A 12,408-nucleotide genomic window follows, 5' to 3' on the forward strand; every position below is an offset into this window, starting at 1 on the left:
ATCAGTTGTTGCCATTATATGGCAACAATCCAGCTATTTCTATGGCACTTTCTGATTCTCCCGCCCCAATTCAGGGCACCTCATGCCTGTAGGCAAATGCGGGGAGGGATACCAAGGACTGTGAGCGACTGAGCGAACATCATGGATTTCTGGCGGATAAGAAGTCGATAGAGGAGGGAAAGGACGCCGATGGCGGGAAGCGCCATCGGCGGCGTGGATGGATCAGGAGGGATTCTTCTGGGCGGCGGTCCTTCCGCGCGGTAGGATTTTCCTTCGATGACAACGGTGTGAGCGTGGTGGAGGAGGCGATCGAGGATGGCGGAGGTGATGCCGGCGTCGTTGTTGAAGATCGTGGGCCAGCTCTTGTAGGCCTTGTTGGTGGTGACGATGATCGAGCCTCGCTCGTAGCGCTGGCTGATGATTTGGAAGAGGAGGTCGGCGCCAGCCTTGTCGAGGGAAGATAGCCGACCTCGTCGAGAACGAGCAGTTTTGGTGCGACGTACTTCTTGAGTTCAAGGGCAAGCCTGTGCGCCGCACGGGCTGCGAGCAGCGAGTTGATGGCGTCGACGGCCGTGGTGAAGAGCACGGCATGTCCTGCCCGGCAGGCTGCGTAACCGAGTGCGGAAGCCAGGTGTGTCTTTCCCAGGCCGACGCCGCCGCAGAAGACCGCGTTGGTGTGTTCCTCGATGAAGCGCAGTTCGAAAAGATGGCGCACCTGCGCCTCGTTGATCTGCCGGGGCCAGTCCCACTGGAACTGATCGAGGTTTTCTTCACGGGGAAACGAGCTGCCTTGATCCGGCGAAGGAGTGCGTGCTGCTGGCGATCGTGCGCCTCGGCCTCGACGATTCTGCGCAGGAACTGGGCATGGGACCAGCGCTGCTTTGCGGCGTCGGCGGTCAGCTCCTCGTGATGACGGCTCAGGTGGGAGAGCTTCAGATACGGAAGCTGGGATTCAAAGGTCATGGCGTTGCTCATGGGTGTAGGGGTCAGATCGGGTGCGGGCAGTTCCAGTTCGAGCGCTCCGGGAGCGCGGGTCAGATGCAAGGGGCCGGGCTCGGGCAGTCGCCGTGCGCGCTGTTCGAGGAGATTCACGATGTAGTCGCTGGAGTAGGCTCCGAGTTGGTGGGCGCTCTCGATGGCGTGCGCGAGGGCTTCGGCGCCGTAGGCGGGATCAGTTCGACGATGCGATGAAGGTGATGGCCGGCATTCATGCGCCGCTCCACAAGCGCACGATGATACGGTCCGGCTGCGGGAGTCAGTTCGAGGAATCGAATCAGCAGCCGCTGCCGGGCGCCGGATTTCCTCTGTGCCTCCAGTTGCGCGCATGATCGGGTTCTCGGCGTCCAGCCTCCGGCCGAAACGGCGGACATGCTCCGCGACCAGGCTCGTGCCGGCGTACAGCCGCACCAGTTCGCTGGAAAGCTGCGCGGTCAGCAGCTCCCGCATGTCTTGGAGGAACCGAGTAGCGGTTGGTGTCGATCGTGACGCGGAAGCGCCAGGAGGCGCGCACGGTGCGTGTCTGGACCGCGGCGTAGGGCTGGGGCTGAGCGCAAGCAGGTGCACGCGCTCCTCCGCCAGCCGGTCGAGCGGGCGGACCTTCGTTTCACCGTGCTCGCGCACGTTGGCCACCGTGTCGAGCCACAGCTTCACGGCCGGATTGAGTTCGGCAAACCGTGTGATCGCGCGGCCCGAAAGGAAACTCTTCTTCACATACGCGACGGCGCTCTCGACGATGCCCTTGGACTGCGGATGACCCGGCCCGCAGGCCTTGATCCGAAAGCCGTGGTGCCGGGCAAAATCGAGGTACTGCGGGTTGTACACCGGCTCGGTCCCGGGCGCGTGCGAAAGAACGGCCGTCTTGCAGTTGTCGACCATCACCTCCTGCGGCACGCCACCGAGCAGTTCGAACGCGCGCTGGTGGGCGCCGAGGAACCACTCCTGTCCCGCGTCACGGAGTTTCCTGAAGACGGGAGTGGATTTGGTCAGGGTGGGAGCGACAGTGGTCTGAAGGATCGGGTTTGGAGCGTGGCGGGGGTTGGGGTGAAGAGAGTGGCGTAAGAGGGAGAGGAGGGATTAAGAGGTTGGGGAATGCAGCGGATCCACCCCACGGCGCTGAGTCCTGAGCAATACATCGAGACGGAGGCCCATCGGCAGGTGCGTGGTGAAGGATTGTGTCCGCGGTGTGGAAAGGGTCGGTTGCAACGGCATGGATTTTACAGTCGTGGCGTGACAGGGGTGGCGGGGCAGGAGCTGCGGGTGCTGGTGGCACGATTCATCTGCGCAGCGTGCAGGGGTACGGTGAGCTACCTGCCGGGATTCGCGTTGTCGTACCGGCTGGTGCAGGTTTCGACGTTTGAAGCGTTTCTCGAGGGGGAGTTCTGGCGAAGGGAAGTGCAGCGGTGGCTGTCGGTGCTGGAGGACTATCGTCGGCGGATGCTTGGCTACGCGACGGAGCTTTGGCGGCGGGTGGGATGCGGCTTGGGCCGTGCACCTCCGGCGAGCAGCAGGGCGATGTGGCCCTGGCTGAAAGCGGCGTGCGGTGGATTGACCTCCGCCGCACGCCGACTGGTGGCCGAGTTCAGGACAACCCTGTTTCGGCAGTACCAGTGCCATCAGCCAGCGGGGGTGTGGTGAACACCACGGTTGGCCCGGAGAGACCGGGTTCGAACGTGAAGGGAGTAGCAGCCCACACAACGAAAATATCGCGATCGTGAACCGGAGCGGTGAAACGCTTTCGGGGTATGAAAATCACTCCTTCGGAAGAGGAATCACGGGAAGCGAGGGCGCTGGCGCGCTTCGCCGCCGTTCAGGCGGTGATGCAGGCGGTCCGGAACGGACTGCCGTTGATGCAGGCGGCGCAACAGGCCGCGCAGCAGGCCTGGGACGGGCGGCTGTATTCGGCCGCGACGATCGAGGACTGGTACTACGACTACAGGCACGGCCAGTTTGCCGCGCTGCACAGTCAAAGGCGTTGTGACCGGGGAAAATCGAAGGCGATGGATTCGGCCGCGGTGGAGGCGTTGTGCAGACTGAGGCGGGAGCATCCGGGCCTGACACTCAAAGCCCTGGCGGAGGAGTTGGTGCGGCAGGGGATCCTGGAGCGCGGCAGTGTGAGCGAAAGCACGCTGCGGAGGCGGCTGGTGGAGGCGGGATTGGACCGGCGCAGCGTGCGGGCCGGTTCGGGTCTTAGCGGGGGGCCGACGAAGGCCTTCGAACTGCCGCTGCCGAATCTATTGTGGATGGCCGACTGCATGCACGGGCCGACGCTGAGGACCGGGGGGAATGCAGGGGCGCAGCGCACGTATTTGTTCGCGCTGCTCGACGACTGCTCGCGGCTGTGCGTGCACGGGCAGTTTTACGAGCACGAACGCCTGGAGGGTTTCCGGATGCGCTGCGGCGGGCGCTCCAGACCCGCAGGCTGCCGGAGAAACTCTACACGGACAATGGAGCGGCGTTCCGCAGCCAGCATCTGGCGGTCGTGTGTGGAACCTCGGCATCCGCCTGATCCACGCGAAGCCGTACCACAGCTGGTCGAAGGGCAAGATCGAGCGGTTCTTTTCCACGGTGCAGACCCAGTTCCTCCCGCCGCTGGTGTTCACGCCGGTGCACTCCATCGACGAATTGAACCGGCGGTTCTGGCAGTGGCTGGAGAGCGGGTACCATCAACACGTGCACTCGGCCCTGGCCGGCGAGGCACCGGCGCAGCGCTTCGCACGGCTGGGCACGGCGTTGAGGCTGCTGGATGCGAACGCGCCACTCGACCGCTTGTTCTTCATGCGGGTGGAGCGGCGGGTGCGCAAGGATGCGACCTTCTCGCTGGAAGCGGGCCTTTGGGAGGTGGCGGCGCATCTGCGCGGGCAGCTCATCACGGTGCGTTTCGATCCGGTGAGCCTGGCCCGGGTGGAGGTCTGGCTGGGCGAGCGGTTCATCGGGCTGGCGGTGCGCTGTGACAAGCACCGCAACGCGAAAATCCCCTTCGTGACCAACGACTATGAGCGCGAAACCCACTGAAGCCCCGGCGCTGGACCTGGCGCTCAAGACGCTGTGGGGTGCCAGCCGATGGCCGGGGATGGCCGACGGCGGGGTGGTCCTTGCCCACCCCGCCTGGCAGGAGGCGTACCGACGACTCGACCAACTGGCCGTTGTGCGCGCCAGCGGTGTCCTTCACGGGCCCAATGGCGTGGGGAAAAGCACCCTGTTGCACCGCTGGAGCGAACGGTTGAGCCCCGCAGTATCGCTTCGGTGCGGATGACGCAGCGGGCGACTCGCGGCCAGCACGACTCCGCCATCTGCTGGCGCGTCACACCGGTGAAACTCGGTGGCCGGGAGCGAAGTACCGCAAGGCGACAACGTCGGCCTGCTGAGCGAACTGTGGCAGGTGGGGCTCCGGTGCGGCCGGTGCTCGTCATCGAGGAGGCGCAGGATCTGTCCGTGGCCGCACTGGAGGAACTGCGCCTGCTCACCTGCGCCCGCGCACCTCGACGCGGTCCCGCCGTTCTCCCTGATCCTCTGCGGGACGAGGATCTGCTCGGTCGCCTGGAACTGAATGTGAACCGCGCCCTGGTGTCGCGGCTGGGCTTCTGCCTTCATCTGGCCCCCTGGCCCGCGGAGAGTTTTTCCGAGTACCTGCACGAGCGCCTGGCCGAGGTCGGCATCCACTCCAGCCCCTTTGAGCCGGCCGCCGAAACCCTGCTGCTGCAATCGGGACAGGGGCTGCCGCGCACGCTCAACGCCCTTTTGCAGCGCGCCATGGAGCAGGCAGCCCTGGCGAACCGGCGCGTTGTCACCACCGCGGATGTCCAGTTCGCCCTCGATGCGCTGCCGTGGCTGGCGCGAATCCGTCCGTCGTGAGGCACCATGCAACCGGCCGACCCCACGTCCGTCGTGCCTGCCCTGCTCGAGGAAATCCGCCGCCGCTTCTATGCCCAAGCCGAAGCGCGCACCTTCCATCGCGACCGGCGCATGCTGCTTTACGCGCTGAGCTGGCCGGCGACCTGGCTGGAGCACCGCGCGCTCACGTGTGCCTCGGCCCGCTACACCACGCTGATCACCGACCGCCTCGACGACATCGCCGCGCACGGTGATCCCGCCCGTTACGGCCCATACTTTCCGGCGTATCTGCTCAAATGCGTCCAGGATTGGTTCCAGCATCACGGCGACGAACTCGACGCTGAACTCAAACACATCCGAAACGCCCTCGATCAAATCCTCGCCTCACCCTCGCTCGCCCTGACGGTCCGGCGGGACGCCCACCACCTCGCATTGCTCGCGGCCGCTCATCGGCTGCTCCACACCCAGCGCAGCCAACGCCAGCCCGCCGCCGACCGCCAGCTGTCGCTGTTTTGATCTCCGCCGCGATCAACGTGGCGTCACACCGCGTCGCTTTTCCATCACGTCACGCTCCACCCGGAGCACCCGCAAACAGCTCTACTCCCGTGCCGCATTTATCACGAAAAAACGTTCCTGAAACACCGTGACGCGGAACACCACTCCTGACCTTGACCCAGTGTAAACTCGACGTGCAGCCACCGGCTGTAACCGAGCACCAGCACAAAGAAACTCAATGCGCGCACGGTGCCGTCCACCTCGACCGCGCCAGAAGCTGCCCCAGTCGACCTGGGCGCACTGGCCGGGCGCAAACTTCAGCGTCAGGAACGCCTCCGTGCGGGGTGGACGTATCCGGCGAATGTACTCCTTCACGATCGAGTAGCTGCCCTCGTAGCCCTGCTCTTGAGCCTGCACCAAACCTGCATCGCGCTCAGCGGATGCGCCTCGATCAGCCGTGCGATCGCCGCGCGGGTACGGATCGAGCTTGGGCAGCGGGGTCTTTGCGCGCCGCGACTGCGCTCGTACTTTCCGCGCTTGAGATTTGCCGTCCTGACAGTCTGCCAATGCAGCCCGAGTGCGGCCGCAATCTGCGTCATGTTCATTCCGGACGCCGCCGCGGCCTTGATCTGGCAGTAGTGTTCGTAGCCGATCACGACGCCACCTCCAATCCGAGCACCTGATACAACGGTGCCTCGTAGAGCGATCACACCTGCATCGATGAGCTGGCGGCGCTTCACCGATCGACTCCTCACCCAGGGAAAGCAGGCGCGCGAGTGTGCGGTCGGCGTAGTAGCTCAGCCCGTGTTCGTCACCGACGGTGACGAGCACAAAATGCAGCGCCCACGCTGGTGCCGTTGCCTTCATCAGGTAGTTTCCGCGGACCAGTCGATGGTCCACCCAGCTAAACTGGTGAGGCACGCGCCGCACCCGGTTGATTGCAATCAAGTGTTTTTCCATAGGCGGGCCGCGGGATGTCCTTGCCCAATACGGCCCGGCCCCCGAGTGCAGCCGGCGCGTCATTTGTGCGATGTCGTCTTGTAAGACACTTCCGGTGAGATGCGCGATAAGCCCCACCATCACAGGGGTTTGCCTCGCCATGATGTCTTGTAAGACAAGTTCCTCGTCTTGTGGCGCAATACGCGTTCGCAGCAGGTTGTGAATCCAGGCGGTCTTGCAAGACAACTTTCGCGCCTGCGCCGCCGCTTCCAATACCCCGGATGCGCCGCCTGCCACGCCCGCGCTCGCGCCGCATTCTCCGGTCCGCAAAAGTAGTCCGCGTTCTGCCGACGACTCAGCCATCGACGCTGACTGTCGGCCTTGCGCGCCCTGCGACACGGCACCTTGCAGCAGTACCGCTGGCGCGCGATTGCGCACATCCGGAACGAAGAACTCCCGCAATGGCGGCACTTGCACGATCCCTTCGCATGCATCGCCGACCAGTTTCACCACCTTCACCCCGCTCGACGATCCCACCCTCACTCACTATCCACCACCCATCCAGCAGGAAGAAAAACCACCCATTCGAAGAACCTCCACCCGCCTCCACCAAGCAAGAAAATCGCCCCAAGAAGACGTGGATTCCTACCCGCCACAAAACCATGACTTCTCTCTCGCCGCTGACACGATACAGGGCACGCCATTCTGATAACACGCCTCGATCGCATGCTTCATCGTCACGCCATACGTGTACGATCGCACGCCGATGTCCTGGAGATCGATCACCAGCGCATCCAATCCCTGGAGCTGGGCCTGGGTCGGACGCCGATTCTGCCCATAAAGCGAATAGACCGGAAGCTTCGTACCCGCATCGGCAGCGTCGCCGAACTCGGCACTCGCCAGTTCCGTGCCATGAAGCCCGTGCTCCGGAGCAAATAATGCGACGAGTTGGACGCCACGGGCTCGGCGAAGAACATCGATGGTCGTTTCGCCGCGCCGATTGACCCCCGCAGCGTGTGTCAACAAGCCGATTCGTTTTCCCTTCACTGGCGCAAAGTCCTCCGCTTCCAGCACATCCACGCCGAGCATCACGGGAAATGTCAGATCGACCCGCATGGCCGATGCTGCGGAAGGCATCTCAAGATTGCGCGCGCCGGCGGGCTCAGCGACGACTGGATTTCTCCGGCAACCGACGGCCCATGGAAACACGACCAACAGCAAGCAGACCCAGTACAGCAGCATCGCCCTGAAACCGCATGCCTTGATGAATGAATCTCGCAATCCGTTGCTGCCAGATAGGTTACACATTCGTAATGCAGTCCGACATTAGAAGTGAATCATAAGTTACTTGGACATAGTATTTTACGCGCCCTGCTTAGGATTCCATGCGTGCGTGTTCTGTCGCGAAAACTTACAGAACACAACCCACGTGGACCGTGGGAAATTTACTGATCGTTTTGTAGGTGTTTTTCTACCATTTGCCACATAGGTGTTTATATAAGCGTAAAAAAAATATTCAAAAATTCTAGGCCCGTGGCTCGCGTTGCGCTCAAAAGAGAGCCTTCCAGCATGAATCTGTCTTCACGCGGCGCGGTCGCACTTGTCCTGATCCTCTGCTTGCGCGGAATCAATCTTTTCGCCGGTCCGATGCAAGGACCTGCGATCAAGTACAGCATTTACGATCGTGACCCGGACACGGGCAACGGGCCGATCAAGTTCCTTTCAGCGGGCGAAAAGTACGCCTCTGATTTTAACCTCTTGGAAAAGGGCTTCGATCCCTTGACGATGAAAATCACGGCGGCCCGCGTCACGTTTGCATTCGCCGATGACAATGGGGATCAGGGCAAGGAATATGCCAGCGTCTGGCTCGGCGCAAGCCTCTGGATGAATAACACTGAAGTTGATGGAAATCATAATAATGCCCCAGCCAACTACGATTACTACTATGAGGAATGGAACATCTCCAATTCCGCGGATCTGGCTTTCCTTACTTCACTCAACTCAGGTATCCTCTACTACAGTGTTGAGAGCACGAACCCCAGCGGCAGAACAGCCGGCGACTTCTACCTCAAGATTGCGCAGCTCGAAATCAACACCGAGTGCATCGTGAAGGCAGCGGAAGGCGGATCCACCGCCCTGCTCATGTTCGCCTCGATTCTGGGAATGGGTTGGCTTCAAAAGCGGCTCCGGCGGGGCACAATCCCCATCTGACGAAACGGAATTTGGTTTCTACTCAGCCGGGTGCGCCTGACACCCGGCTTTTTTGCGTCAATCTTGAATCCCCCTCCGTTGGAGATGACATGCTTTGTCATGCCCAGGGCACGCCCACAGCTCCTCAGCGCCGGCATGCGCCCCTGCCAGTGCCTTCACTCCATGCATTCCGTGCAATCTGTGGTTCTCCGTTCTCCGCGATCCGACTTCCGTGGTCAGCCGCGGGTGCCGAGCAGTCGGAGCCGAAGTCCGTGACGTTCGTAGGCTAGAAAATCCCCATCGAGTGTGACGAAATCCAGGCCTCCCGAAATGGCGAAAGCGGCGAGGTAGGCGTCCATCCAGACCTTCGGCGAGGCGGTGTCGCGGACCGCAAACCGGCTCCAAAGGTCAGCAAGGCCGTCCGGTTCACCGGCGAAGCTCACTTGGGGAAGATCAAGAAGTTCCTCCCATTTCTGCCAGGCCGCGGCGTTTGAAATCAGCTTGGCGCCGTAGGCAGATTGCAGAGTCAGGGAGGAAAGCTGACGGAGAAACGACTGCTGGGTGGCGCGGCAAAAAACAACGGGGGCTCCGTTGTCTGCCGATTCGAAGGCAGCCTTCGCCACCCCATGATGCGGGTGGCTCCCAAAAGCCAGTGCGATCCAGACGGATGAATCAAAGAGTGAGGCCGGCACGTTTCAGGTCCTCGTCCCCAATGATTTTCTGCTCCAAAGCAATCAACTCTTGAGTCGTCAGCCTGGCTGCCGGGGCACCGGGTTCGCATTCGAAAAGAGGCAGCTTCACGCTCCTTTTCCCCAATTGCGCTGAAGTCTTTTCTTCCGTTGCCAAACCGCGACGCAACGCCGCAGCAGCCACATCCTTCAATTTTCGACGCTCATGCACGCTGCGAAGCTTCAATTCGTGAACGAGAGCATCAGGCAGATCGAAAGTCGTCTTCACAGAGCCAGCAAACCAGCAAACCATCTTGCCGTCAAGCTGGCTGAAACTGATACGATTTTCACCTCTTGCGAATCTCCATGCAATATGAATTCAGCAAAAACCACTGATTATCATGAGGATAAGCCACCCCTTAAAGATGCCTCCACCGGAAACCGGACGGCCGGTGGCAAATGGGCACCGGTAAATATCCAGTCCGATTGAACCCGAGCAGCCCCGATCCGTGAGCACTGCTCTGCTCAGGGACAGCTTATATCACGGCTCCCAAGGCACGCGTAGCATTCGCTCATGTCCGGGGCGTACCCGGCTGGCAGAAACAGGAGGATGTGATGGTGGTATCCGCCCTCGACCAGGCCGCTTGGAACTTCGCCCTGATCGCCTGGGCGTCATCGAACTTTCGCTGCAGGATGAGGGATTCGCTCAGCCCAAAGAGAGACCAGCCATTGTTGGGCAGGCGGGCCAGGTCTTCACGATACACTCCTGCCGCTTCGGCATACCGTTCATGGGCCATCAAGGCGGCCCCCAGTGAATGCCGGACGGGAATGAGCCAGCCCGGCGGCTCATCGTACTTGAGTTTGTCCTCCTCGGCTATGGCAGCGCGAAGCTGGGCGAAGCCCTCCTCGGTTCGCTTTTTGCCAATCAGGATTTCGCCTTCGAGCATCGGGGTGACGATGGCCAGAACCGCCTGACAGGTGTTGTTGCCCGCGGCGATCTGTTCGGCCGGGACAGCCCTGGCCGCCTCGAGATAGAGCGACTGTTCCTTGCGCGCGGAGGCGACATCGCCCTTGGCGGCGAACGCGATTCCACGCGCGGCGTGCTGAAAAGCATGGGTGAATTTCTGCGAGGCGGGGTGATCGGGCTCGGCGAGCACGTCGTCCCACAATCCGAAACGGACCATGACCTCGAGCGGCATCGCCAGCCCGGCCTCCGCCACGACTTCGAAATCGCGCAGGAAATCCGCAGGGAGATCGCGGACCATCTCGCGGATGTGCCTGAGAGCGAGCTTCCGCTGTCCGGACATCATGGCCGCATAGGCCAGCATGTGCTGATTGTGCGCCACATACATGGGCAGTAGCCCGGTCGCCGGTCCCACGATCCTGCGGTAGGCCTGATCGGCAGCCACTGCGCTGACATTGGAATCGATCGCCTCCTGCCACCGTCCGACGCGGATGTAGATGTGCGACGGCATATGGACATTGTGTGCGAGGCCCGGCTGGAGCGTTAGAAGGCGGTCCGACGCAGCAAGCGCGCGCTCCGGATGGTGCGACGCTTCATTCGCATGGATGTAGAGGTGGTTCGCGAACGGATGATTCAAGTCGAGCCTCAGCACGGCCTCGAGCGTGGCGAGAATTTCCTCGGTGCCAGGCTGCGGTTCGCCGGCGGGAGTCCATTGATCCCACGGGCGGAGGTTCATCATCGCCTCGGCGAAAAGCGCGCCGGCATCGGCATTGTCGGGAAACCGCTTCCAGACATCGCGCATCGCGCGGGCATAGGCTTCGTCAAGCGGTCTTCGGTCATCGGGTTGCGGATCGGCGTAGCGGGTGGCCAGCGCCTCGATCAACGCCTTTTCGAAAGGCGTCGCCCCGGCGGCATGCCGGCGGGCAAGCTGGATCGCCTTCCAAGCTTGTTCGGCTGCCGGAGGCGGCACCGCGGGAAAGTTGATGTGCGGACCATGGGCGAACGCGACGCCCCAGTGCGCCATGGCGCAGGTCTCATCCAGGCGGACCGCCTCTTCAAACGATCGTATGGCCGCTCCGTGATTGAAGCCGAAGACCAGGCGAAGCCCCTGGTCGAAGTAGCGCTGGGCTTGAAGCGAACGCGTCGTGACACGCAGCGTATGCGCGCCGAGACCGTCGATAAGCGGAATGGATCCGGCGGCCTGTACGCGATGCAGGAGTGTCGCCTGACACGAAATCGCCACGGCGAGCCAGGAAAGAGGGAGGAGACGGGTGCTCATGAGCTTGAAACTCCAGGCAGGGGGTTGGGGGGAACGAATGATGGCCGCAGAAGTTGCGTGGGTCAAGGTCAGCGAGACAGGGTCTCTCATGGGCAGCGCGTATTCACGAAGGGAAGTGGCAGGAGGAGACGGCGGAGACGGCGCGTTGGTCATGGTTTTCAGCCATGGCGGCGGCGAAGTCAGTGGTGGTTTGATGAGGTTTTCTGCGCCAGTGGATGAGGGAATCCCTCGCTAATTGCGCAGTACGAAAAACCGCCGCCCAATCAAAAAGGCGCTGGCAAATACAATTACAGCTTCCTCTCCCGGTCATTGGAAGCAGGAGACTGGACGGACAACTTGATGCCGACATCTCCATTCCTTCCAGCACAACTTGTCACCACACGGTCGCGACGAGGGATGCGTCGATGATGTTTGCGTCCTTGGTGATCAGAGGTACCGAATGCACCTTTGCCGTGGCGGTGATAATGCGATCGAACTGATCCCCGTGCGGGAGGGCAAGCGCTGGCGCCATGATGGCAATTTCGAGGCTGATGGGCAGCACTGTGACATGATCGAGAATTCTGCGAAGAACTGCAGCCGCTGAACCAGCCTTGAAAGCAATTTTTCCAGAATGGAAAAGCAGTCCGATCTCCTGGAGGGACACGTCCGAAACCGCCAGTTGCTCATACGGCGTCACCGCGATCGCCCTTGCCGCCTTCGCGCCCAGCCGGTCCTCATCGACGGCCGCCCATAGACATGCGTGCGTATCGAGAATGTATTTCAATCGAGCCACTTATGCGGATGGGCTCCAGCAATCGTTGGCAAGGGTCGGCCTGGTCAGGTCTCCCCTGAAAAGCATCCTGCCCCTGGCGGCGCCCAAAAGCGTCTTTCGCGTCCTTGACGCGGTGAACAGGAACTCACCCTCCCTGTCCTTCACCCGAACGGTGCCGCCCTTTCTCGCCTGCGCCTTGAATGCTGCAAAATCCCTGAGGAATGTGCGGGTGTTCGTCGTCATGCTGCATCGATGTATGACAATGTCAATGTTGTCAAGCGCAGCCCGCGGC

14 protein-coding genes and 2 pseudogenes are annotated in these 12,408 nt (G+C 61.8%); 6 read left to right on the forward strand and 10 right to left on the reverse strand.

Translation table 11 applies throughout. The features are described 5' to 3' along the window. Positions 1 to 80: 80 nt before the first annotated feature. Positions 81 to 975 (reverse strand): annotated as a pseudogene (locus HS122_05720) (ATP-binding protein). A gap of 723 nt (positions 976 to 1,698) precedes the next feature. After that, positions 1,699 to 2,013, reverse strand: a pseudogene (locus tag HS122_05725) (transposase). Positions 2,014 to 2,088: 75 nt separating this feature from the next. On the opposite strand from HS122_05725, the gene HS122_05730 reads away from it, so the two are divergent. Then, positions 2,089 to 2,634 carry a hypothetical protein gene (locus tag HS122_05730; protein MBE7537893.1) on the forward strand — a complete coding sequence of 182 codons (546 nt, stop codon included), beginning with the start codon at positions 2,089 to 2,091 and terminating at the stop codon, positions 2,632 to 2,634. A 328-nt stretch (positions 2,635 to 2,962) separates the two neighbouring features. Here HS122_05730 and HS122_05735 read toward each other — a convergent pair whose 3' ends face one another. Next, on the reverse strand, positions 2,963 to 3,253 hold the full coding sequence (locus tag HS122_05735) for a hypothetical protein (GenBank protein ID MBE7537894.1): 291 nt from the start codon (positions 3,251 to 3,253) through the stop codon (positions 2,963 to 2,965). Positions 3,254 to 3,480: 227 nt separating this feature from the next. Here HS122_05735 and HS122_05740 point away from each other — a divergent pair, with 227 nt between their 5' ends. The 4 genes from HS122_05740 (at position 3,481) to HS122_05755 (ending at position 5,346) form a co-directional block, all read left to right on the forward strand. Beyond that, the gene (locus tag HS122_05740; protein MBE7537895.1) at positions 3,481 to 4,011 is read left to right on the forward strand and encodes a Mu transposase C-terminal domain-containing protein; all 531 of its coding nucleotides are present in this window, start codon (positions 3,481 to 3,483) and stop codon (positions 4,009 to 4,011) included. Then, positions 3,992 to 4,252, forward strand: a complete 261-nt coding sequence (locus HS122_05745; GenBank protein MBE7537896.1) for a hypothetical protein — start codon at positions 3,992 to 3,994, stop codon at positions 4,250 to 4,252. The genes HS122_05740 and HS122_05745 overlap by 20 nt, the downstream gene beginning before the upstream one ends. Positions 4,253 to 4,371: 119 nt before the next feature. After that, positions 4,372 to 4,851, forward strand: coding sequence for a hypothetical protein (locus HS122_05750; GenBank protein MBE7537897.1), 480 nt, complete (start codon positions 4,372 to 4,374; stop codon positions 4,849 to 4,851). 6 nt (positions 4,852 to 4,857) lie between these two features. Continuing rightward, positions 4,858 to 5,346, forward strand: coding sequence for a hypothetical protein (locus HS122_05755; GenBank protein ID MBE7537898.1), 489 nt, complete (start codon positions 4,858 to 4,860; stop codon positions 5,344 to 5,346). An 81-nt stretch (positions 5,347 to 5,427) separates the two neighbouring features. Here the strand turns inward: HS122_05755 and HS122_05760 are convergent, their stop codons facing one another. Beyond that, complete coding sequence (locus HS122_05760; GenBank protein ID MBE7537899.1) at positions 5,428 to 6,774, reverse strand: hypothetical protein; 1,347 nt, start codon at positions 6,772 to 6,774, stop codon at positions 5,428 to 5,430. Positions 6,775 to 6,909: 135 nt separating this feature from the next. Further along, complete coding sequence (locus tag HS122_05765; protein ID MBE7537900.1) at positions 6,910 to 7,353, reverse strand: DUF1343 domain-containing protein; 444 nt, start codon at positions 7,351 to 7,353, stop codon at positions 6,910 to 6,912. A gap of 480 nt (positions 7,354 to 7,833) precedes the next feature. Between HS122_05765 and HS122_05770 the strand changes: the two genes are divergently transcribed. Beyond that, a complete protein-coding gene (locus tag HS122_05770) occupies positions 7,834 to 8,475 on the forward strand; it encodes a hypothetical protein (protein ID MBE7537901.1) in 642 nt (213 codons plus the stop codon). A 215-nt stretch (positions 8,476 to 8,690) separates the two neighbouring features. On the opposite strand, the gene HS122_05775 is transcribed toward HS122_05770, so the two are convergent. From HS122_05775 to HS122_05795, 5 genes are all read right to left on the reverse strand, one after another. Then, positions 8,691 to 9,146, reverse strand: coding sequence for a PIN domain-containing protein (locus HS122_05775; protein ID MBE7537902.1), 456 nt, complete (start codon positions 9,144 to 9,146; stop codon positions 8,691 to 8,693). Continuing rightward, positions 9,127 to 9,411, reverse strand: a complete 285-nt coding sequence (locus tag HS122_05780) for a hypothetical protein (GenBank protein MBE7537903.1) — start codon at positions 9,409 to 9,411, stop codon at positions 9,127 to 9,129. The genes HS122_05775 and HS122_05780 overlap by 20 nt, the downstream gene beginning before the upstream one ends. Positions 9,412 to 9,694: 283 nt before the next feature. Next, on the reverse strand, positions 9,695 to 11,365 hold the full coding sequence (locus HS122_05785; GenBank protein ID MBE7537904.1) for a hypothetical protein: 1,671 nt from the start codon (positions 11,363 to 11,365) through the stop codon (positions 9,695 to 9,697). Positions 11,366 to 11,738: 373 nt separating this feature from the next. Continuing rightward, complete coding sequence (locus HS122_05790; GenBank protein ID MBE7537905.1) at positions 11,739 to 12,137, reverse strand: type II toxin-antitoxin system VapC family toxin; 399 nt, start codon at positions 12,135 to 12,137, stop codon at positions 11,739 to 11,741. Then, on the reverse strand, positions 12,138 to 12,359 hold the full coding sequence (locus tag HS122_05795; protein MBE7537906.1) for a hypothetical protein: 222 nt from the start codon (positions 12,357 to 12,359) through the stop codon (positions 12,138 to 12,140). Positions 12,360 to 12,408: the final 49 nt, after the last annotated feature.

It is taken from the genome of Opitutaceae bacterium (assembly GCA_015075305.1).
In the GTDB taxonomy this organism is placed as follows: Bacteria; Verrucomicrobiota; Verrucomicrobiia; order Opitutales; family Opitutaceae; genus UBA6669.

What these genes read in the sequence shown, in the direction of transcription:
- HS122_05730 (MBE7537893.1), top strand. Translation starts at nt 2,089, where the DNA reads ATGCAGCGGATCCACCCCACGGCGCTGAGTCCTGAGCAATACATCGAG.
- HS122_05735 (MBE7537894.1), bottom strand. Translation starts at nt 3,253, where the DNA reads ATGCAGTCGGCCATCCACAATAGATTCGGCAGCGGCAGTTCGAAGGCC.
- HS122_05785 (MBE7537904.1), bottom strand. Translation starts at nt 11,365, where the DNA reads ATGAGCACCCGTCTCCTCCCTCTTTCCTGGCTCGCCGTGGCGATTTCG.
- HS122_05755 (MBE7537898.1), top strand. Translation starts at nt 4,858, where the DNA reads ATGCAACCGGCCGACCCCACGTCCGTCGTGCCTGCCCTGCTCGAGGAA.
- HS122_05765 (MBE7537900.1), bottom strand. Translation starts at nt 7,353, where the DNA reads ATGCTCGGCGTGGATGTGCTGGAAGCGGAGGACTTTGCGCCAGTGAAG.
- HS122_05745 (MBE7537896.1), top strand. Translation starts at nt 3,992, where the DNA reads ATGAGCGCGAAACCCACTGAAGCCCCGGCGCTGGACCTGGCGCTCAAG.
- HS122_05795 (MBE7537906.1), bottom strand. Translation starts at nt 12,359, where the DNA reads ATGACGACGAACACCCGCACATTCCTCAGGGATTTTGCAGCATTCAAG.
- HS122_05770 (MBE7537901.1), top strand. Translation starts at nt 7,834, where the DNA reads ATGAATCTGTCTTCACGCGGCGCGGTCGCACTTGTCCTGATCCTCTGC.